Origin of the sequence: Enterobacter sp. EC_64, from assembly GCF_019584165.1 — a bacterium.
GTDB lineage: Bacteria > Pseudomonadota > Gammaproteobacteria > Enterobacterales > Enterobacteriaceae > Enterobacter > Enterobacter roggenkampii.
This window is the reverse complement of record NZ_VDAS01000038.1, coordinates 1-18,888: the sequence shown is the minus strand read 5'-3', so window position 1 is coordinate 18,888 and position 18,888 is coordinate 1. Positions and strand designations below refer to the sequence as shown.

General features: G+C 57.9%; 19 protein-coding genes. 10 read left to right on the top strand and 9 right to left on the bottom strand.

Features of this window, described 5'->3' with window-relative positions:
* The first annotated feature begins 118 nt into the window (after window positions 1-118).
* Complete coding sequence (locus FHC52_RS20725) at window positions 119-1,459, top strand: aromatic acid/H+ symport family MFS transporter (RefSeq protein ID WP_126288166.1); 1,341 nt, start codon at window positions 119-121, stop codon at window positions 1,457-1,459.
* A 45-nt stretch (window positions 1,460-1,504) separates the two neighbouring features.
* Complete coding sequence (gene trmL, locus FHC52_RS20720; protein ID WP_021242431.1) at window positions 1,505-1,978, top strand: tRNA (uridine(34)/cytosine(34)/5-carboxymethylaminomethyluridine(34)-2'-O)-methyltransferase TrmL; 474 nt, start codon at window positions 1,505-1,507, stop codon at window positions 1,976-1,978.
* Here trmL and cysE read toward each other — a convergent pair.
* The 5 genes from cysE to FHC52_RS20695 form a co-directional block, all read right to left on the bottom strand.
* Window positions 1,975-2,796, bottom strand: a complete 822-nt coding sequence (gene cysE, locus FHC52_RS20715; RefSeq protein WP_008502718.1) for a serine O-acetyltransferase — start codon at window positions 2,794-2,796, stop codon at window positions 1,975-1,977. The two genes, trmL and cysE, sit on opposite strands and share 4 nt — an antisense overlap.
* A gap of 74 nt (window positions 2,797-2,870) precedes the next feature.
* Window positions 2,871-3,890, bottom strand: coding sequence for an NAD(P)H-dependent glycerol-3-phosphate dehydrogenase (gpsA, locus tag FHC52_RS20710; RefSeq protein ID WP_008502717.1), 1,020 nt, complete (start codon window positions 3,888-3,890; stop codon window positions 2,871-2,873).
* Complete coding sequence (gene secB, locus FHC52_RS20705) at window positions 3,890-4,357, bottom strand: protein-export chaperone SecB (protein WP_126288168.1); 468 nt, start codon at window positions 4,355-4,357, stop codon at window positions 3,890-3,892. The genes gpsA and secB overlap by 1 nt, the downstream gene beginning before the upstream one ends.
* Before the next feature lie 32 nt (window positions 4,358-4,389).
* Window positions 4,390-4,641, bottom strand: coding sequence for a glutaredoxin 3 (gene grxC, locus FHC52_RS20700; protein ID WP_008502715.1), 252 nt, complete (start codon window positions 4,639-4,641; stop codon window positions 4,390-4,392).
* Between the two features lie 11 nt (window positions 4,642-4,652).
* Window positions 4,653-5,084, bottom strand: a complete 432-nt coding sequence (locus tag FHC52_RS20695; RefSeq protein WP_126288170.1) for a rhodanese-like domain-containing protein — start codon at window positions 5,082-5,084, stop codon at window positions 4,653-4,655.
* 247 nt (window positions 5,085-5,331) lie between these two features.
* Here FHC52_RS20695 and gpmM point away from each other — a divergent pair, with 247 nt between their 5' ends.
* Genes gpmM through FHC52_RS20680 form a run of 3 tightly spaced genes read left to right on the top strand, consistent with a single transcriptional unit; the run spans window position 5,332 to window position 9,105 of the window.
* The gene (gene gpmM / locus FHC52_RS20690; RefSeq protein ID WP_023294812.1) at window positions 5,332-6,876 is read left to right on the top strand and encodes a 2,3-bisphosphoglycerate-independent phosphoglycerate mutase; all 1,545 of its coding nucleotides are present in this window, start codon (window positions 5,332-5,334) and stop codon (window positions 6,874-6,876) included.
* A 33-nt stretch (window positions 6,877-6,909) separates the two neighbouring features.
* Window positions 6,910-8,169, top strand: coding sequence for a murein hydrolase activator EnvC (envC, locus tag FHC52_RS20685; RefSeq protein WP_025910576.1), 1,260 nt, complete (start codon window positions 6,910-6,912; stop codon window positions 8,167-8,169).
* Between the two features lie 3 nt (window positions 8,170-8,172).
* Window positions 8,173-9,105 (top strand): divergent polysaccharide deacetylase family protein, encoded by a 933-nt coding sequence (locus FHC52_RS20680; RefSeq protein WP_095442849.1) that lies wholly within the window; start codon window positions 8,173-8,175, stop codon window positions 9,103-9,105.
* 3 nt (window positions 9,106-9,108) lie between these two features.
* Here FHC52_RS20680 and FHC52_RS20675 read toward each other — a convergent pair whose 3' ends face one another.
* From FHC52_RS20675 to kbl, 3 genes are all read right to left on the bottom strand, one after another.
* Window positions 9,109-9,909 (bottom strand): glycosyltransferase family 2 protein, encoded by an 801-nt coding sequence (locus tag FHC52_RS20675; protein ID WP_008502710.1) that lies wholly within the window; start codon window positions 9,907-9,909, stop codon window positions 9,109-9,111.
* A gap of 141 nt (window positions 9,910-10,050) precedes the next feature.
* Window positions 10,051-11,076, bottom strand: a complete 1,026-nt coding sequence (gene tdh, locus FHC52_RS20670) for an L-threonine 3-dehydrogenase (protein WP_126288173.1) — start codon at window positions 11,074-11,076, stop codon at window positions 10,051-10,053.
* A gap of 9 nt (window positions 11,077-11,085) precedes the next feature.
* A complete protein-coding gene (gene kbl / locus FHC52_RS20665) occupies window positions 11,086-12,282 on the bottom strand; it encodes a glycine C-acetyltransferase (protein ID WP_023294809.1) in 1,197 nt (398 codons plus the stop codon).
* A gap of 215 nt (window positions 12,283-12,497) precedes the next feature.
* Here kbl and rfaD point away from each other — a divergent pair, with 215 nt between their 5' ends.
* Genes rfaD through FHC52_RS20640 form a run of 5 tightly spaced genes read left to right on the top strand, consistent with a single transcriptional unit; the run spans window position 12,498 to window position 17,677 of the window.
* Window positions 12,498-13,430 carry an ADP-glyceromanno-heptose 6-epimerase gene (gene rfaD / locus FHC52_RS20660; RefSeq protein WP_008502707.1) on the top strand — a complete coding sequence of 311 codons (933 nt, stop codon included), beginning with the start codon at window positions 12,498-12,500 and terminating at the stop codon, window positions 13,428-13,430.
* Window positions 13,431-13,432: 2 nt separating this feature from the next.
* On the top strand, window positions 13,433-14,479 hold the full coding sequence (gene rfaF, locus FHC52_RS20655) for an ADP-heptose--LPS heptosyltransferase RfaF (RefSeq protein ID WP_008502706.1): 1,047 nt from the start codon (window positions 13,433-13,435) through the stop codon (window positions 14,477-14,479).
* 3 nt (window positions 14,480-14,482) lie between these two features.
* A complete protein-coding gene (gene rfaC, locus FHC52_RS20650) occupies window positions 14,483-15,469 on the top strand; it encodes a lipopolysaccharide heptosyltransferase RfaC (RefSeq protein WP_126288175.1) in 987 nt (328 codons plus the stop codon).
* Window positions 15,462-16,571 carry a putative lipopolysaccharide heptosyltransferase III gene (gene rfaQ / locus FHC52_RS20645; protein ID WP_023294805.1) on the top strand — a complete coding sequence of 370 codons (1,110 nt, stop codon included), beginning with the start codon at window positions 15,462-15,464 and terminating at the stop codon, window positions 16,569-16,571. The genes rfaC and rfaQ overlap by 8 nt, the downstream gene beginning before the upstream one ends.
* Window positions 16,568-17,677, top strand: coding sequence for a glycosyltransferase family 4 protein (locus FHC52_RS20640; protein WP_025910594.1), 1,110 nt, complete (start codon window positions 16,568-16,570; stop codon window positions 17,675-17,677). The genes rfaQ and FHC52_RS20640 overlap by 4 nt, the downstream gene beginning before the upstream one ends.
* Here FHC52_RS20640 and FHC52_RS20635 read toward each other — a convergent pair.
* Complete coding sequence (locus tag FHC52_RS20635) at window positions 17,656-18,759, bottom strand: glycosyltransferase family 4 protein (RefSeq protein ID WP_045406931.1); 1,104 nt, start codon at window positions 18,757-18,759, stop codon at window positions 17,656-17,658. The genes FHC52_RS20640 and FHC52_RS20635 overlap by 22 nt on opposite strands.
* Window positions 18,760-18,888: the final 129 nt, after the last annotated feature.

The window sequence follows — 18,888 nt, the reverse complement described above, 5'->3', positions numbered from 1 at the left end:
AAAAATAACATCCAGATAACATATTGGATAAGAAAATTTGACATCTACCTGTCGCCCGCAATTGTATAGACAAGCAAAGACAAGAACACAAAAACAACATCACATCAGAGGGGAGCGTATGACCTATTCAGGTAAGGTGGATATTCAGCAGGTGATCGACGACAGCCGCTTTTCAGGGTTTCACTGGCTGCTCATTGTGCTGGGCTTTCTGGTTCTGGCGATCGATGGCTTTGATACGGCGGCGATGGGCTACATCGCGCCCACGCTGTCGGCAGAATGGGGGATCCATAAGCAGGATCTGGGGCCGGTGCTGAGCGCCGCGCTGCTGGGGCTGTCGCTGGGCGCGCTGATTGCCGGTCCGGTATCGGACCGGATGGGGCGCAAGCGCGTGCTGGTCTTCTCCTGCCTGTTCTTCGGCCTCGCGAGCCTGGGGACGGCCTGGGCGCAAAGCCTGAATACCCTGACGCTGTGGCGCTTCCTGACCGGCCTGGGGCTCGGTGCCGCCATGCCGAACGCCATTACGCTGATCTCCGAGTTTGCCCCCCAGCGCTGTCGCGCGATGGCGATCAATACCATGTACTGCGGCTTCCCTCTGGGTGCGGCGGGCGGCGGCGCGATCTCGTCCTGGCTGATTCCCCACCACGGCTGGCGAAGCGTGCTGCTGACCGGCGCAATTGCGCCGCTGGTTTTAACGCTGCTGCTGGCGCTGCTTTTACCGGAGTCGGTGAAGTTTCTGGTGCAGCGCGGGAAAGACATCATGCAGGTCCGCCGTATCGCCAGCCGGTTCTCGCGCAGCACGCTGGAGGGCGTCACGGGCTTTTTCCTGGCGGAGGAGAAGGTCGCGTCGAAAAAAGGGAGCGTGTCGCAGCTGTTTTCCATGCCCTGGCTACCCGGCACCCTGATGCTGTGGATCACCTACTTTATGGGACTGGTGATTTATTACGTCCTGCTGAGCTGGATGCCGACGCTGATGCAAGGCATGGGCTATGCCCTGGCGGAATCCGCATGGCTGACTTCGCTGTTCACCTTCGGCGGTACCGCGGGGATCCTGCTCGCAGGCTGGATGATGGACCGCTGGGAAGCGCACAGGGTGGTTGCGTGTGGTTTCGTCCTGACGATGGGCCTTATTCTGTTACTGGGCATTGAGCATAACCATATCGCCCTGTTTGGCGGGCTGATCTTCCTGATGGGGATCGCGATGAACGGTGCGCAGTCGGGCATGCAGACCCTGGCCGCCACCTTTTACCCTACCGAGTGCCGCGCGACGGGCATCGCCTGGATGCAGGGCATCGGCCGCTTTGGCGGCGTGGCGGGAACCATGACCAGCGCCCAGCTTCTTTCCATGCAGTGGCAGGCGGACAGTATTTTAATGATCCTCAGCGTGCCCGCCCTGGTGGCCGCGGCGGCAACCGTCTACCAAATGCTGTACAGCCGCTCGCAGGAACCCGGCGTCGCGTAGTTCCTCTCTTTTCTGCTATCCTGCCCCCGCAATTAAGGGGGCAGCATGCTTAACATCGTTTTATTCGAACCAGAAATTCCGCCGAATACCGGCAATATTATCCGCCTGTGCGCCAACACCGGTTTTCGTCTGCACATTATTGAGCCGATGGGCTTTACGTGGGACGACAAACGCCTGCGTCGCGCAGGGCTGGATTATCATGAATTTACCGCCGTTATTCGCCACCACGATTACGCCGCGTTTCTGGAAGCCGAGCAGCCGCAGCGCATGTTCGCCCTGACCACCAAAGGCACGCCAGCGCACAGCGCCGTAAGCTATCAGGCAGGTGACTATCTGATGTTTGGCCCGGAAACCCGCGGCCTGCCGGCCACGATTCTGGATGCCCTGCCCGCTGAGCAGAAAATCCGTATTCCGATGATGCCGGACAGCCGCAGCATGAACCTGTCGAACGCGGTGTCGGTGGTGGTGTATGAAGCATGGCGCCAGCTGGGATATCCGGGCGCCATTCTCAGAAGTTAAATGCCGTCACCATACTCGAAGGTATGGTGAATGCCGTTGAAGTGCTGATCCATATCCATGGACGGCTTATCGCTGTCTGGCTTACCGACGATGCGCGCCGGTACGCCAGCGGCGGTGGTGTGCGGCGGCACCGGCTGGAGCACCACGGAGCCTGCGCCGATCTTCGCGCCGCGTCCGACTTCGATATTGCCGAGGATTTTGGCACCCGCGCCAATCATCACCCCTTCACGAATTTTCGGATGGCGATCGCCGCTGGTTTTCCCGGTACCGCCCAGGGTAACCGACTGCAGGATCGAGACGTCGTCTTCAATCACCGCCGTTTCCCCGACAACGATCCCGGTGGCGTGGTCGAGCATGATCCCGCGGCCAATCTTCGCCGCCGGATGAATATCAACCTGAAACGTCACGGAAACCTGGTTTTGCAGGAAGATCGCCAGCGCGCGGCGGCCTTCATTCCATAGCCAGTGGCCGATGCGGTAAGCCTGCAGGGCGTGGAAGCCTTTCAGGTACAGCAGCGGCGTAGAATATTTATCGACCGCCGGGTCACGCGTGCGCACCGCCTGGATATCGCAGGCGGCAGAGGCGATCATTTCCGGATCAGCGGCGTAAGCCTCTTCCACCACCTCACGAATCGCAATCGCGGGCATGATCGAGGACGCCAGCTTGTTGGCGAGCATATAGCTCAGCGCGCTGCCGAGGTTTTCGTGCTTGAGTAGCGTTGCGTGGTAGAAACTGGCCAGCATAGGCTCACAGTCGGCCAGCGCCCGGGCTTCGGCTTTAATGTTATTCCAGACGATATCCAGTTCTTCACACGGCATTGCTTACTCCAGACGATAGTTAATGACCAGCCAGTTCTGCGCTGGCTGGGTCATTCAGGTGACAACGGTTCCGACTAGTTACTGCTGCGCTCGTCCTTGCGCGCACGACCTAATAAGGTCAATGCTGCCTCGCGCGCATTTTTTCCGCAATACAATACCTGATAAATTTCCTCGGTTATTGGCATTTCGACACCGAAACGGTGCGCCAGCTCGCGGACTTCTTTGGTATTGCGGTAGCCTTCCACCACCTGGCCAATCTTCTCCTGCGCGTCTTTCACATCGCTGCCCTGTCCGAGCATCATGCCAAAGCGGCGGTTACGAGACTGGTTGTCGGTACAGGTCAGCACCAGATCGCCCAGGCCAGCCATCCCCATAAAGGTGGCCGGATCGGCACCCAGCGCTTCGCCCAGGCGGGACATCTCGGTCAGACCGCGGGTGATCAGCGCCGTACGGGCGTTGGCACCAAAACCAATGCCGTCGGACATCCCGGCGCCAATCGCAATCACGTTCTTCACCGCGCCGCCCAACTGCACGCCGATAAAATCGGGGTTGCTGTAAACGCGGAAGCTCTTGCCGCAGTGCAGCAACTGCTGGAGATCGTCGGAGAAGGCCCGATCGGTGGAGGCCAGTGAAATCGCCGTCGGCAGGCCAGCGGCCAGCTCTTTGGCAAAGGTCGGGCCGGAAATGACCGCCAGCGGGATCGCATCACCCAGCGCTTCGCGGGCAACGTCCTGCAGCAGGCGTCCGGTTTCGGCTTCCAGTCCTTTCGTCGCCCAGACAACGCGCGCATCCGGGCGCATCAGCGGCTTAATCTGACGCAGCACGTCGCCAAAGACATGGCTCGGGACCACAATCAGAATGTTGCGGCTGGCCGCCAGCGCGGTCGCAAGGTCGCTTTCAAGGTGCAGGGTGTCAGGGAACGGAACGTCCGGGAGAAACGCCACGTTACAGCGGTCGCGCTGTAGCGTCGCGATATGTTTTGGGTCGTGGCCCCACAGGACCACATCGTGACCATTTCTTGCCAGCGTGATGGCAAGAGCGGTGCCGTATGAGCCGGCACCGATCACAGTCATTGACGCATTAACAGTGCTCATCAGGCATCCTGATGTTGTTCAGCACCTTCGCCAGCTTGCTGCTGCAGATAGTTCATGAACAGCGCATCAAAGTTAACTGGCGCAAGGTTCAGTTGCGGGAATGTACCGCGAGAAACCAGGCTGGTGATGCATTCACGTGCATACGGGAACAGAATGTTCGGGCAGTACGCACCCAGGCAATGCGCCATCTGGTTGCCTTCGATACCGCCGATGGAGAAGATACCGCCCTGCTGTACTTCACACAGGAAAGCAGTCTCTTCGCCCAGAGAAGCGGTCACGGTCACACGCAGTACGACTTCATACACGTCATCAGCCAGTCGGGTTGATGCGGTATCCAGATCAAGTTTAACCTCTGGCTGCCAGTCTTTCTGGAAAACGTGCGGCGCATTTGGCGCTTCAAAAGAGACATCTTTGGTGTAGATGCGCTGGATCTGGAAAATCATTTCATTATTGCTTTGTTCTGACATGGAAATACCCTTTTTAATTGTCCTAAAGTCTCTTAGCTCAGCAGCGGATCGAGTCCACCACGGGCATCGAGCGCATACAAGTCATCACAGCCGCCAATGTGCTGCGCATCAATAAAAATCTGTGGAACCGTCGTACGACCACTACGTTGGATCATCTCTTCGCGTTTAATCGCGTCACCGTCAATCGGCAGTTCCTGGAACGTGACGCCTTTGCTGTTCAGCAGCGCTTTCGCACGGTGGCAGAACGGGCACGTCGCTTTGGTGTAGATCTCAATATGGGCCATGACTGAACTCCTTATTTACCGCGTACCAAAGGAAGATTTTCCCCGCTCCAGCCGGAAATGCCTTCTTTCAGCACACATACGTTTTCGAAGCCTGCTTTATGAAGCGCGCTGGCAGATTCCTGTGCCTGCATGCCGGTCGCATCCACAACGATAATCGGCTGGGCTTTGTGTTTTTCAAGCTCACCGACGTTGTTCGCTTTGATTTCAGCTGGCAACAGGTTGATTGCGCCCGCAATGTGACCTTTGCGGAAATCGTCACGCTGACGCAGATCGACAACGACGGCATCTTCTTTGTTAATCAGACGCGTCGCTTCACCACGGGTGATAACCTTAATCTTAGACGTCAGGCTCTTAAATGTGGTGAACAGCACAGCAGCCAGCAGGCCAATCCACGCGATGCTCAGAACCGGATGGCGGCTAACGAATTGCATAATTTCTTGCATGGAGGGTAACTACTCCCGACTTAGTGATTAAAAAAACCAGGACAGGAGTATACCTGTGCGTTCTGGCAAATACAGCCAGCGACCCTAACCTAATCCATTTTCTGCGGCATGCCACCTAAAAAAATGCCTCAAAATGGTCTGGCGAGTCCCTTGCCCCTGCGCTTTCTTTGATCTTCTGCGGCTATTTGATCGATTCAGCTGTAGTAAAATTACGCAAATTTTGACTCTTGAGCATGAGGTTGTCGCAATGTCGGTTTCTAAAAAACCTATGGTACTGGTGATTCTGGATGGCTATGGCTACCGTGAAGACAGCCAGGATAACGCTATTTTCAACGCCAAAACCCCGGTCATGGATGCCCTGTGGGCAAAACGTCCGCATACGCTGATTGACGCGTCTGGCCTGGAAGTGGGCCTGCCGGACCGCCAGATGGGCAACTCCGAAGTCGGTCACGTTAACCTGGGCGCCGGGCGTATCGTGTATCAGGACCTGACGCGTCTGGACGTTGAAATCAAAGAACGCACCTTCTTCTCCAACCCAACGTTGTGTGGCGCGGTTGATAAAGCCGTTGCTGCTGGCAAGGCCGTTCACATCATGGGTCTGCTCTCTGCTGGCGGCGTTCACAGCCACGAAGATCACATCATGGCAATGGTTGAACTGGCCGCTGAGCGCGGTGCGGAAAAAATCTATCTGCACGCCTTCCTGGACGGTCGCGACACGCCACCACGCAGTGCGGAAGGCTCCCTGAAAGCCTTCGAAGACAAATTCGCCGCGCTGGGTAAAGGCCGCGTAGCCTCCATCATTGGTCGTTACTACGCCATGGACCGCGACAACCGCTGGGATCGCGTTGAACAGGCCTATGACCTGCTGACCCTGGCAAAAGGGGAATTCCAGTTCGCGACCGCCGTTGAAGCGCTGGAAGCGGCTTATGCACGCGATGAAAACGACGAATTCGTAAAAGCGTCCGTGATTCGCGCTGAAGGCCAGGCCGATGCCGCCATGGAAGACGGCGACGCGCTGATCTTCATGAACTTCCGCGCTGACCGCGCGCGCGAAATCACCCGTGCGTTCGTCAACAGCGACTTCGACGGTTTTGCCCGTAAGAAAGTGGTAAACATCGACTTCATCCAGCTGACCGAATACGCGGCAGACATCAAAGCGCCGTGCGCATACCCACCCGCCTCGCTGGCAAACACCTTCGGTGAGTGGATGGCGAAGAATGACAAAACGCAGCTGCGTATCTCCGAAACGGAAAAATACGCGCACGTGACCTTCTTCTTTAACGGTGGCGTTGAAGAGCCGTTCAAAGGCGAAGAACGTATTCTGATCAACTCCCCGAAAGTCGCCACCTACGATCTGCAGCCAGAAATGAGCTCTGCAGAATTGACTGAAAAATTGGTTGCGGCCATCGAGAGCGGCAAATACGACACTATCATCTGTAACTACCCGAACGGCGACATGGTCGGTCATACCGGGGTGATGGAAGCGGCAGTGAAAGCGGTTGAAGCGCTGGACCACTGCGTTGAGCAGGTGGCGAAGGCGGTTGAATCCGTTGGCGGCCAGCTGCTGATCACCGCGGATCACGGTAACGCTGAACAGATGCGCGACCCGGCGACCGGACAGGCGCACACCGCCCACACCAACCTGCCGGTTCCGCTGATTTATGTGGGTGATAAATCAGTGAAAGCCGTAGAAGGCGGCAAGCTTTCTGACATCGCGCCAACCATGTTGTCGCTGATGGGGATGCCGATCCCTGAAGAGATGACTGGTAAGCCGCTGTTCATCGTGGAATAATCGCTCCCCATGAGGGGAAAGGCGATTTTTTCAATCACATGGGTCGTGAAGCCGCTTAGGTTATCAGTCAGACCTCTGTTTTACGCCAGCGCACTCAGCGCTGGCGTATTGCTGTGCGCCGCATCCGCCCACGCGGATGACCGCGACCAGCTGAAATCCATTCAGGCCGATATCGCCGCCAAAGAGCGTGCGGTACGCCAACAGCAGCAACAGCGCGCCGCCCTGCTCGCCCAGCTTAAGCAGCAGGAAGAGGCCATCTCCGCTGCCACGCGTAAACTCCGTGAAACGCAAAACACCCTTGCCCAGTTGAATAAGCAGATCGACGAGATGAACGCGTCGATTGCCAAACTGGAGCGCCAGCGCGATGCGCAGGAGCGCAACCTTGCCGCACAGCTTGATGCCGCATTCCGCCAGGGTGAACATACCGGACTCCAGCTGATCCTCAGCGGCGAAGAGAGCCAGCGCGGCCAGCGCCTGCAGGCCTACTTTGGCTATCTGAACCAGGCGCGTCAGGAGACGATCGCGCAGCTGAAGCAGACGCGCGAAGAGGTTTCCACGCAAAAAGCCGAGCTGGAAGAGAAGCAGAGCCAGCAGCAGACGCTGCTCTACGATCAGCAGGCCCAGCAGGCAAAGCTTGAGCAGGCGCGCAACGAGCGCAAGAAAACCCTGGCCGGTCTCGAGTCCTCCATTCAGGAAGGGCAGAGCCAGCTGAGCGAAATGCGCGCCAACGAATCAAAACTGCGCAACAGCATCGCCCGTGCGGAAGCCGCGGCGAAAGCGCGCGCCGAAAAAGAGGCTCGCGAGGCGCAGGCCGTTCGCGACAAGCAGCAGGAAGCCTCCCGCAAAGGCACGACCTACAAGCCAAGCGAAAGTGAACGTTCCCTGATGTCGCGTACCGGCGGCCTCGGCTCTCCTCGCGGTCAGGCTTTCTGGCCCGTTCGCGGTTCAATTCTGCATCGCTATGGCGAACAGCTGCAGGGTGAGCTACGTTGGAAAGGGATTGTTATCGGTGCGTCTGAAGGTAGCGAAGTGAAAGCCATCGCCGATGGCCGCGTGATTCTGGCCGACTGGCTGCAGGGTTACGGGCTTGTGGTAGTGGTCGAGCACGGTAAAGGCGACATGAGTCTTTACGGCTACAACCAGAGCGCGCTGGTCAGCGTCGGCACGCAGGTGCGCGCTGGCCAACCCATCGCCCTTGTGGGCAGCAGTGGCGGTCAGGGCCGCCCGTCACTCTATTTCGAAATTCGTCGTCAGGGTCAGGCGGTCAATCCACAGCCGTGGTTGGGTAGATAAGTTTTGCTTCAATTTCGTCGAATCGTTTTCTCCGTCGTCAGCGCGCTGGCGCTGGCTGCACCGGTATACGCCGGTAAGCTCGCTATCGTGATTGATGACTTCGGTTATCGCCCACATTATGAAAACCAGGTGCTGGCGATGCCGTCGGCCATCTCCGTTGCCGTCCTGCCGAATGCCCCCCACGCGCGTGAGATGGCGACCAAAGCCCACAGCAGCGGGCATCAGGTTCTCATCCACCTGCCTATGGCCCCGCTCAGCAAGCAGCCGCTGGAAAAAGATACCCTGCGCCCGGATATGAGCAGCGAGGAGATCGAGCGCATCATCCGAGACGCCTACAACAAGGTGCCGTATGCCGTAGGGCTGAACAACCATATGGGCAGCGCGATGACGTCGAGCCTGTACGGGATGCTCAAAGTAATGCAGGCGCTGGAGCGTTACAACCTCTACTTCCTCGACAGCATGACCATCGGCAACAGCCAGGCGATGCGCGCCGCTCAGGGAACGGGCGTAAAGGTGATTAAGCGCAAGGTGTTCCTGGATGATACCCAGAACGAAGCCGATATTCGCGTGCAGTTTAATCGCGCGGTACAGCTGGCCCGCCGCAATGGTTCGGCCATTGCCATCGGTCACCCCCACCCGTCTACAGTCCGCGTCCTGCAGCAAATGCTGCCGACCTTACCTTCCGATATCACGCTGGTGCGCCCGAGCGATCTGCTGAATGAGCCGCAGGTGGATACCTCTACGCCGAATTCTGCGCAGCCCGTCCCGACGGCGCCGCGTAATCCGTTCCGCGGCGTGAAGCGCTGCGTACCGAAGCAGCCGCTTGAACCGGTCTACGCGACCCGCTTCTTCTCTGTCATCGGAGAGAGCATCAGTAACAGTACGCTGGTCAAATATGTCCAGCAGCAGTGGCAGGGATGGGGTAAGAAAGCCTGACGCTTATTTCGCAATCTGAGAGTCCGTCTGCTCATTCGCAACGGGCTCTTTTTTCTCCTGATGCTGATACCAGGATTTGAAATATTTCAAAAAGCTGTAGGCTGTGGCATACAGACCCGTCACGACCCCAACCTTGCCCTGACGCCAGGCTCCGCTGAACAGATACCATTTGAAGAACGCCCCGATGGCGCTGATGATGCCGCGTCCGATCGAAGGCCGAGCCGGCTGGTACTTCACCAGCCGGGTGGTGTAGCTGTTGAGCTTGTTGAACACTTCATGCAGGTTATAAAACGTGTCGTGACGCACCCGCCCCGGCATTTTCACGGCGACAATCTTACCTTCAACTTTGTCATCTACGGGTCGTTGGTTGAAACGAGCCTGGGTACGATTGAACAGCCGCACCGGGAAATCAGGCGAGGAAACAGGATAGATTGTACGCACCTCCTCCCCCAGCACGTGCCAGTAGCGGGCGATACGCCAGGCGCGATCGGCGGAAGGTTCATCCCCGGCTTTCAGGGTCAGAATAAAGTCGACCGTTTCCGCGTCCAGGATCTCGTCGCTATCCATGCAAAGCACCCAGTCATTGCTCGCCAGATCGATCGCATGGTTCATCTGCACGCCATGCATAGCATAGGGGTGATGATGAAGGGAGAGGCCGTACTCGCGGCAAATAGAGAGGGTGGCATCCGTACTGCCGGAATCCAGAACGACAATTTCATCTGCCACCGTCAGCAGCGGAGGAATCACCTCGCGCAGCAAACGCGCAGAATTACAGGTCAATAAACAAACGGTAAGCTTGAACATAGGCTCTGTAAAGTAAACGGATCGTCAACAAACTTTATAAGTGTGCGGGTAAAAAAGCGAAGGAAAAATCGAAATAATCTGATTGCGGATGTAAGAAACGTGAAGAGGCCGTAAAAAAAGCGCCCGAAGGCGCTTTCGCGGTTAATCCCAGCTCAGAATCACTTTCCCTGACTGGCCGGAACGCATCGCGTCGAAGCCCTGCTGGAACTCATCGATGGAGAAACGGTGAGTGATAATCGGGGACAGATCCAGGCCGGACTGAATCAACGCCGCCATCTTGTACCAGGTCTCAAACATCTCACGACCATAGATGCCCTTGATGAACAGCCCCTTGAAGATCACTTTGTTCCAGTCGATGGACATATCCGACGGCGGGATACCCAGCATCGCGACACGGCCACCGTGGTTCATGGTGTCGAGCATGGTGCGGAACGCCGGTGGCGCACCGGACATCTCCAGACCCACGTCAAAGCCCTCGGTCATGCCCAGCTCTTCCATCACGTCGGTCAGGCTCTCTTTCGAGACATCCACCGCGCGGGTGACGCCCATTTTGCGCGCCAGCGACAGGCGGTATTCGTTCACGTCGGTGATCACGACGTTGCGCGCACCTACATGCTTCGCCACGGCTGCCGCCATAATGCCGATGGGGCCCGCGCCGGAGACCAGCACGTCTTCACCGACCAGATCGAAGGAGAGCGCCGTGTGCACGGCGTTACCGAACGGATCGAAAATGGAGGCCAGATCGTCAGAAATATTGTCCGGGATTTTGAAGGCGTTAAAGGCCGGGATCACCAGATATTCCGCAAAGCAGCCCGGACGGTTCACGCCCACGCCGATGGTATTGCGGCACAGGTGCGTACGCCCACCGCGGCAGTTACGGCAGTGGCCGCAGGTAATGTGACCTTCACCGGAGACGCGGTCGCCGATTTTGAAGCCTTTCACTTCCTGGCCGATACCCACCACTTCACCGACATATTCGTGACCGACAACCATCGGGACAGGAATGGTTTTCTGCGACCACTGGTCCCAGTTGTAGATGTGAACGTCAGTACCGCAGATAGCCGTTTTACGAATTTTGATCAGCAGATCGTTATGACCGACTTCCGGTTCCGGCACGTCGGTCATCCAAATCCCTTCTTCCGCTTTCAGTTTGGATAACGCTTTCATCACACGTCCTCAGGCAATGACGCCCAGCTGTTTACCGATGCGGGTAAAGGCTTCCACCGCACGTTCAATTTGTTCAGGCGTATGCGCCGCAGACATCTGGGTGCGGATACGCGCCTGACCTTTTGGCACCACCGGGAAGAAGAACCCGGTGACGTAAATCCCTTCTTTCTGCAGTTCGCGGGCAAAGTTCTGCGCCACGACCGCATCACCCAGCATCACCGGAATGATCGCGTGGTCAGCACCGGCCAGGGTGAACCCTGCGGCGCTCATTTTTTCACGGAACAGACGCGCGTTGGACCACAGGCGGTCGCGCAGTTCAGCGCCGGACTCCACCATCTCCAGCACTTTGATGGAGGCGGCAACAATCGCCGGTGCCAGGGAGTTGGAGAACAGATACGGACGCGAGCGCTGACGCAGCCACTCCACCACCTCTTTACGCGCAGCGGTATAGCCGCCGGATGCGCCGCCGAGCGCTTTGCCCAGCGTGCCGGTGATGATGTCCACGCGACCCATTACGTCGCAGTATTCGTGGGAGCCGCGACCATTTTCGCCGACAAAACCGACCGCGTGAGAGTCATCGACCATCACCAGCGCGTCGTATTTATCCGCCAGGTCACACACGCCCTTCAGGTTGGCGATCACGCCGTCCATGGAGAATACGCCGTCGGTGGCGATCAGCACATGGCGAGCGCCCGCTTCACGGGCCTCTTTCAGACGCGCTTCCAGCTCAACCATGTCGTTGTTGGCGTAGCGAAAACGCTTCGCTTTACACAAGCGCACGCCGTCGATGATGGAGGCGTGGTTCAGGGCGTCGGAGATAATCGCATCTTCTGCGCCGAGCAGGGTCTCGAACAGGCCGCCGTTGGCGTCGAAGCAGGAGGAGTAGAGAATCGCGTCTTCCATTCCGAGGAAGTTCGCCAGCTTTTGCTCAAGCTGCTTGTGGCTGTCCTGGGTACCGCAGATAAAGCGTACGGAGGCCATACCAAAACCGTGGGTATCCATGCCGTTTTTTGCCGCGGCAATCAGCTCAGGGTGATTCGCAAGACCTAAGTAGTTGTTCGCACAAAAATTGATCACATGGCTGCCGTCGGCAACGGTGATGTCCGCCTGCTGTGCAGACGTGATAATACGCTCTTCCTTGAACAACCCTTCCGCACGTGCGGTCTCGAGGTCGCTGTTTAACTGTTTGTAAAAATCACCACGCATTGCAATTCTCCAGACTCGGCAAATTTCGGGACATATTACCCAAACCTATAGTTCATGACGAGATGACACGTCATCTCTTGTCGTTTTTGCAGCATAAATCACGTGTACCCTTGCGCTATGTCGGTGAATGGCTGAAGGGCAGCCATACTAATGATATGATAGAAACATTAGCGTCCGGGATTGTCCCCGGGCTCCACACTTCAAAGGTTACAGTTATGATCATCGTTACCGGCGGCGCAGGCTTTATCGGCAGCAATATTGTTAAGGCTCTCAATGACAAAGGCATCACCGACATCCTGGTGGTTGACAACCTGAAAGACGGCACCAAGTTCGTCAACCTGGTGGATCTGAACATCGCTGACTACATGGATAAAGAAGACTTCCTTATCCAGATTATGGCAGGCGAAGAGTTCGGCGAGATCGAAGCCATCTTCCACGAAGGTGCGTGCTCCTCCACTACCGAGTGGGACGGCAAGTACATGATGGACAACAACTATCAGTACTCCAAAGAGATCCTGCACTACTGCCTGGAGCGTGAAATTCCGTTCCTGTATGCCTCTTCTGCCGCCACTTACGGCGGGCGCACCTCGGACTTCATCGAGTCCCGCGAATATGAGCAGCCGCTGAACGTCTACGGCTACTCCAAATTCCTGTTCGACGAGTACGTGCGTCAGGTACTGCCAGAAGCGAACTCGCAGATCGTCGGCTTCCGCTACTTCAACGTCTACGGACCGCGCGAAGGCCACAAAGGCAGCATGGCGAGCGTGGCGTTCCACCTGAACACCCAGCTGAATAACGGTGAAAGCCCAAAACTCTTCGAAGGCAGCGACGGCTTTAAGCGTGACTTCGTTTACGTGGGCGACGTGGCGGCCGTAAACCTGTGGTTCTGGGAAAACGGCGTGTCCGGCATCTTCAACCTGGGTACCGGCCGCGCAGAGTCCTTCCAGGCGGTGGCTGACGCCACGCTGGCGTACCACAAAAAAGGCAGCATCGAGTACATTCCGTTCCCGGACAAGCTGAAAGGCCGCTATCAGGCGTTCACCCAGGCTGACCTGACTAACCTGCGCGCAGCGGGTTATGACAAGCCGTTCAAAACCGTTGCCGAAGGCGTAACGGAGTATATGGCCTGGCTGAACCGCGACGCGTAAGTATGAAGATTCTGGTGATCGGCCCGTCATGGGTGGGCGACATGATGATGTCGCAAAGTCTCTATCGCACGCTCAAGGCGCGCTATCCCCAGGCGATAATCGACGTGATGGCACCCGCGTGGTGCCGTCCGCTGTTATCGCGTATGCCGGAAGTGAATGAAGCGATCCCGATGCCGCTCGGCCACGGGGCGCTGGAAATTGGCGAACGCCGCAAGCTCGGCCATAGCCTGCGCGAGAAGCGTTATGATCGCGCGTATGTTCTGCCCAACTCCTTTAAATCTGCCCTGGTGCCCTTCTTTGCGGGCATTCCGCATCGCACCGGCTGGCGCGGCGAAATGCGCTACGGCCTGCTGAACGATGCGCGCGTGCTGGATAAAGCGGCCTGGCCATTAATGGTGGAGCGCTACGTGGCGCTGGCCTATGACAAAGGCGTGATGCGCAGCGCGAAAGACCTGCCGCAGCCGCTGCTCTGGCCCCAGCTTCAGGTTAACGACGGTGAAAAATCCCAGACCTGCAGCGCGTTTGGCCTTTCGGCTGAACGTCCGATGATTGGCTTCTGCCCTGGCGCCGAGTTCGGCCCGGCAAAACGCTGGCCGCACTACCACTATGCAGAGCTGGCGAAACAGCTGATCGACGAAGGCTACCAGATTGTCCTGTTCGGTTCGGCAAAAGACCATGAGGCGGGCAACGAAATTCTCGCGACGCTCAGTAATGAACAGCAGGCCTGGTGCCGCAACCTGGCGGGAGAAACGCAGCTTGAGCAGGCGGTTATCCTGATTGCTGCCTGCCACGCTGTGGTTACCAACGATTCAGGCCTGATGCACGTCGCCGCTGCGCTCAACCGTCCGTTGGTGGCACTGTATGGGCCAAGCAGCCCGGACTTTACGCCTCCGCTTTCCCATAAAGCGCGCGTTATTCGCCTGATCACCGGCTACCACAAGGTGCGCAAAGGCGATGCCGCTGAAGGTTATCATCAGAGCCTGATCGACATTACCCCGCAGCGCGTTCTTGAAGAGCTTAACGAACTGCTGTTGAGCGAAGAAGGATAACGAATGCGGGTACTGATCGTTAAAACCTCGTCGATGGGCGATGTTCTGCACACGCTGCCGTCACTGACGGACGCCATGCAGGCCGTACCGGGCATTCGTTTTGACTGGGTGGTGGAAGAGGGCTTCGCGCAGATCCCCACCTGGCATGAAGCGGTTGACCGCGTGATCCCGGTGGCGATTCGCCGCTGGCGGAAAGCGTGGTTCTCCGCGCCGATTAAAGCCGAACGCAAAGCCTTCCGCGAGGCGGTACAGGCGCAGCGTTATGATGCCATCATCGACGCGCAGGGGCTGGTCAAAAGCGCCGCGCTGGTGACGCGACTGGCGCGCGGCGTAAAGCACGGCATGGACTGGCAAACCGCCCGCGAACCGCTGGCGAGCCTGTTCTATAACCGCCGCCACCACATCGCGAAGCAGCAGCACGCAGTGGAACGTATCCGCGAGCTATTTGCAAAGAGTCTTGGCTATGCAAAGCCGGAAACGCAGGGCGATTACGCCATTTCGCAGCATTTTTTGCACGGTTCGCAACAAACAGACGCACCCTACCTGATTTTCCTTCATGCAACGACCCGCGACGACAAGCACTGGCCGGAAGCGCACTGGCGCGAACTGATCGGCCTGCTGGGAAGTGCGGGGTTACGTATCAAACTCCCGTGGGGCGCTCCCCATGAAGAAGCGCGCGCCAAACGCCTGGCGGCAGGGTTTGATTATGTGGACGTTCTGCCGCGCATGAAGCTGGATGGCGTCGCTCAGGCGCTGGCAGGCGCTACGGCTGTGGTCTCCGTGGATACGGGACTCAGCCACCTGACGGCGGCGCTGGACCGTCCTAATATTACGCTTTACGGCCCAACGGACCCGGGACTTATCGGCGGCTATGGAAAAAATCAATATATCTGCCGCCCGGAACACTCATCGCAGCTGAGCGATCTCAGCGCCGCTGCGGTATTTGCGCAATTAGAGCCTTTGCTGGCAGCAGAGAGAGCCTATGTCTGATTTTTTCTCAGCGGAGCGCCCGCCAAAGCGCGTGCTGATTATTAAGCTTCGTCACCACGGTGACGTTTTGCTTACCTCGCCGGTTTTTACCGTGCTGAAAAAGAACTGGCCGAACGTGGAAGTCGATGCGCTGGTTTATGACGATACCCAGGCGATGCTGACCAGCCACCCGCATATCGACCAGGTGCACACTATTGGGCGCAACTGGCGCAAGAAGGGCTGGTTTGAACAATTCCGCCTCTACCGCGCCCTGCTGAACACCCTGAAAGGCCGTCAGTATGACGTGCTGATTAACCTGACCGAACACTGGCACGGCGCACGTCTGGCGCGTCGCCTGAAACCGCGCGTCTCCGTCGGCTTTAAGCCGGATAAGCGCGGTGGCCTGGCGCGTCGCCGTTGGGTGAAATCGTTCACCACGCTCTATCCGGCGATTCAGGACAACAGCCGTCATATGGTGGAGGTTAATCTGGATGCCCTGCGCCGGATCGGCATTCATCCGCAGTCCGACGAAGACAAACATACGCTTTTTGTGCCCGGTGACGCGGCAGAAGCCTCTGTGGCCGAAAAACTGGCCGGGTTTGGGCTCACGAGTAAATCCTACATTCTGGTTCACCCGACCTCGCGCTGGATGTTTAAGGCCTGGGATATCAAAAAGCTGGCAGCGACCATTGATAACCTGGCGGCGCGCGGCCTGCCGATCGTCCTCTCCGCCGCGCCGTCAAAAGAAGAGAAGGCCTATATGGATGCGCTGCGCGCAGCCCTCACCCAGCCGGTCTTTGATTTAAGCGGTCAGCTGAACCTGAAAGAGCTGGGTGCGCTCATGAAGCACGCCCGGGTGTACTTCGGCGTGGATTCCATGCCAATGCATCTTGCGAGCGCCGTCGGTACGCCAACCGTCGCCATCTTTGGCCCTACCGGCGCCATCAAATGGGCGCCGTGGGGGGTAAATTATCGCGTAATCGTTGCCGGGTTTACCTGCCAGCCGTGCGGCAAAGCGGGCTGCGGAGACAGCGGTGTCTCTGACTGCATCACGGCCATCACCCCACAGCAGGTGCTGAGCGCCATTGATACGATGCTTCTGGAAACGGAAACACCTGCATGAAGCTGGCTATTGTCCGACAGACCTACAACCCCAACGGTGGCGCAGAGCGTTTTGTCTCACGTGCGCTAAACGTGCTGGCGCAGGATACCTCCCTTGATGTCACGCTGATTGCTCGCCAGTGGGAGGATGCCGCAGGCTGGAAAACGCTGACGGTCAATCCGCCGTTTCGTAATCGCATCGCGCGTGAATCCGGTTTTGCCCTCGAAGCCGCCGCGCATTTTGCGCAGTTTGATATTGTGCAAAGCCACGAACGCATACCGGGAGCCACCATCTTCCGGGCGGGCGACGGTGTTCACGCCACCTGGCTTGAGCAATATGGCCGCATTCTGTCGCCGCTGGCGCGCTGGGCGCAATCTCTGAGCCGCTATCACCGCTACATTCTGCAGGCCGAGGCGCAGATGTTTACCCATCCGCAGCTGCGCAAGGTGATCTGTAATTCGAAGATGGTGCGCGATGATATCGCGCGGCGCTTCGGGCTGCCGGACGACAAGCTGACGGTGATCTACAACGGCGTGGACACCGTTCAGTTTAGCCCTGAGGTCCGCGCCCTTTCGCAGCGTGATGTCCTGGGTATTCCTCCTGACGCACCGGTGCTGGCGTATGTTGGGTCAGGCTTCAGCCGTAAAGGCGTCGCCACCGCGCTGCGCGCCATTGTGTCGCATCCTGACGTCTGGCTGCTGATTGCCGGCCGCGATAAACATGCGCGGAAGTTCGAAAAGCTGGCGCAGGCGCTGGGGATTTCCTCACGAGTGAAGTTCCTGGGCCCCGTTGCCAACGTGCGTGAAGTCTATGGCACGGCGGATGCCCTTATCCTGCCGACGCTGTACGATCCCTTCCCGAACGTCTGCGTGGAAGCGCTGGCCTGTGGTTTGCCGCTGCTTACCAGCCACGGCTGCGGCGCGGCGGAGTGGATAACCGAGGGTCATAACGGCTGGGTGCGGGACGCGCTGGACAGCGAAGGCTACCAGCAGGCCATCTCGCTGTGGCTGAAAGGCCGTGAACAGGGTGTCGATTACTCCGCCGCTGCGCGTGCAACCGCCGAGCCCTTCACCCTGGACAGAATGGCGAAAGAGCTACAGGCGCTTTATCGTGATTTGCTGCGCTGAGCGACATCGGAGAAGACTTTCTCCATCGCGTCCAGCATACATTCGCGGGTAAAGTGCGTGCTCAGGTAGTCATATCCCTGTTGCGCGAGCGTCTCACGAAGGGCTGAGTCGTCATAGAGTTTCATTATGGCATCGTGCAGCGCGTTTTCGTCGCGCTGCGCGACCAGCACTCCCGTCTGCCCGTTAATCACCGCATCTCCCGTTCCACCCGCATCCGTCGCAATGGTGGCAATACGGGTGGCTAACGATTGCAGCACGCCCTGCGGAACACCTTCCATATCGTGCGAAGGGCTGAGCGCAATATCAAAGGCCGGGAACCAGCGTTCCGGATCGGATTGATGTCCCGCCATGACCACGCGCTGCTGTAACCCCAGGGCGGTGATTTCCTGTTCCAGCGTCGCTTTGTGCGGACCTTCGCCGACAATCGCCAGCTTGATGTGTGGATTGTCAATTTTCGCCAGGGCGCGCAGCAGTACGCTATGGCCTTTGTTCGGGCGTAAATGCGATACCACGCCCAGCCAGAAATCGTCCTGCGACAAACCACAATGAACCCGGGCCTGGTGCTTATCTCCCGGATGGAAACGCTGCGTATCGACACCGCTTGGCACCGACGTACTCTGAGACATCGGCACGCCAATATCTGCCACCTGATGGCGCAGCGCCTCGCCGGTGGTCACGATATGCGCGCAGGCCGTGCGGAAGAGCCAGCGGGTCGTCCAGTTGTTGCGCGGTACGCCGGACGCATGACGGGTTCTCACCAGTGGTACAGGGTTGGACAGCGTCAGATTCGCCAGCGCCACCAGCCAGGTATCGGCAGAGTTATGGCTGTTGATGACGTCAATCGAGTGACGGTTATCCTTCATCCAGCGACGCAGCACCTGCAGGTTTTTAAGGTTCTTACGCTTTAACGGCATCGTGACTACCGTCAAACCGGCATTGCGTGCCAGCGCGTGGAGCGGCGCAGTTTCCGGACAAAGGAGAGTCACCTGATGGCCACGCTGAATCATCCCAAGCGATTCGTTGATAATGCGCAGAGGCTGCCCGCCTTTGCCGCCGTCTGCTTCAGTGTGAACAATATGCATATATTTCCTGTCGTTTAGGGAAGGTGCGAATAAGCGGGGAAATTCTTCTCGGCTGACTCAGTCATTTCATTTCTTCATGTTTGAGCCGATTTTTTCTCCCGTAAATGCCTTGAATCAGCCTATTTAGAC

What these genes read in the sequence shown, in the direction of transcription:
- FHC52_RS20725 (WP_126288166.1), top strand. Translation starts at nt 119, where the DNA reads ATGACCTATTCAGGTAAGGTGGATATTCAGCAGGTGATCGACGACAGC.
- trmL (WP_021242431.1), top strand. Translation starts at nt 1,505, where the DNA reads ATGCTTAACATCGTTTTATTCGAACCAGAAATTCCGCCGAATACCGGC.
- cysE (WP_008502718.1), bottom strand. Translation starts at nt 2,796, where the DNA reads ATGCCGTGTGAAGAACTGGATATCGTCTGGAATAACATTAAAGCCGAA.
- gpsA (WP_008502717.1), bottom strand. Translation starts at nt 3,890, where the DNA reads ATGAGCACTGTTAATGCGTCAATGACTGTGATCGGTGCCGGCTCATAC.
- secB (WP_126288168.1), bottom strand. Translation starts at nt 4,357, where the DNA reads ATGTCAGAACAAAGCAATAATGAAATGATTTTCCAGATCCAGCGCATC.
- grxC (WP_008502715.1), bottom strand. Translation starts at nt 4,641, where the DNA reads ATGGCCCATATTGAGATCTACACCAAAGCGACGTGCCCGTTCTGCCAC.
- FHC52_RS20695 (WP_126288170.1), bottom strand. Translation starts at nt 5,084, where the DNA reads ATGCAAGAAATTATGCAATTCGTTAGCCGCCATCCGGTTCTGAGCATC.
- gpmM (WP_023294812.1), top strand. Translation starts at nt 5,332, where the DNA reads ATGTCGGTTTCTAAAAAACCTATGGTACTGGTGATTCTGGATGGCTAT.
- FHC52_RS20675 (WP_008502710.1), bottom strand. Translation starts at nt 9,909, where the DNA reads ATGTTCAAGCTTACCGTTTGTTTATTGACCTGTAATTCTGCGCGTTTG.
- tdh (WP_126288173.1), bottom strand. Translation starts at nt 11,076, where the DNA reads ATGAAAGCGTTATCCAAACTGAAAGCGGAAGAAGGGATTTGGATGACC.
- kbl (WP_023294809.1), bottom strand. Translation starts at nt 12,282, where the DNA reads ATGCGTGGTGATTTTTACAAACAGTTAAACAGCGACCTCGAGACCGCA.
- rfaD (WP_008502707.1), top strand. Translation starts at nt 12,498, where the DNA reads ATGATCATCGTTACCGGCGGCGCAGGCTTTATCGGCAGCAATATTGTT.
- rfaF (WP_008502706.1), top strand. Translation starts at nt 13,433, where the DNA reads ATGAAGATTCTGGTGATCGGCCCGTCATGGGTGGGCGACATGATGATG.
- rfaC (WP_126288175.1), top strand. Translation starts at nt 14,483, where the DNA reads ATGCGGGTACTGATCGTTAAAACCTCGTCGATGGGCGATGTTCTGCAC.
- rfaQ (WP_023294805.1), top strand. Translation starts at nt 15,462, where the DNA reads ATGTCTGATTTTTTCTCAGCGGAGCGCCCGCCAAAGCGCGTGCTGATT.
- FHC52_RS20640 (WP_025910594.1), top strand. Translation starts at nt 16,568, where the DNA reads ATGAAGCTGGCTATTGTCCGACAGACCTACAACCCCAACGGTGGCGCA.
- FHC52_RS20635 (WP_045406931.1), bottom strand. Translation starts at nt 18,759, where the DNA reads ATGCATATTGTTCACACTGAAGCAGACGGCGGCAAAGGCGGGCAGCCT.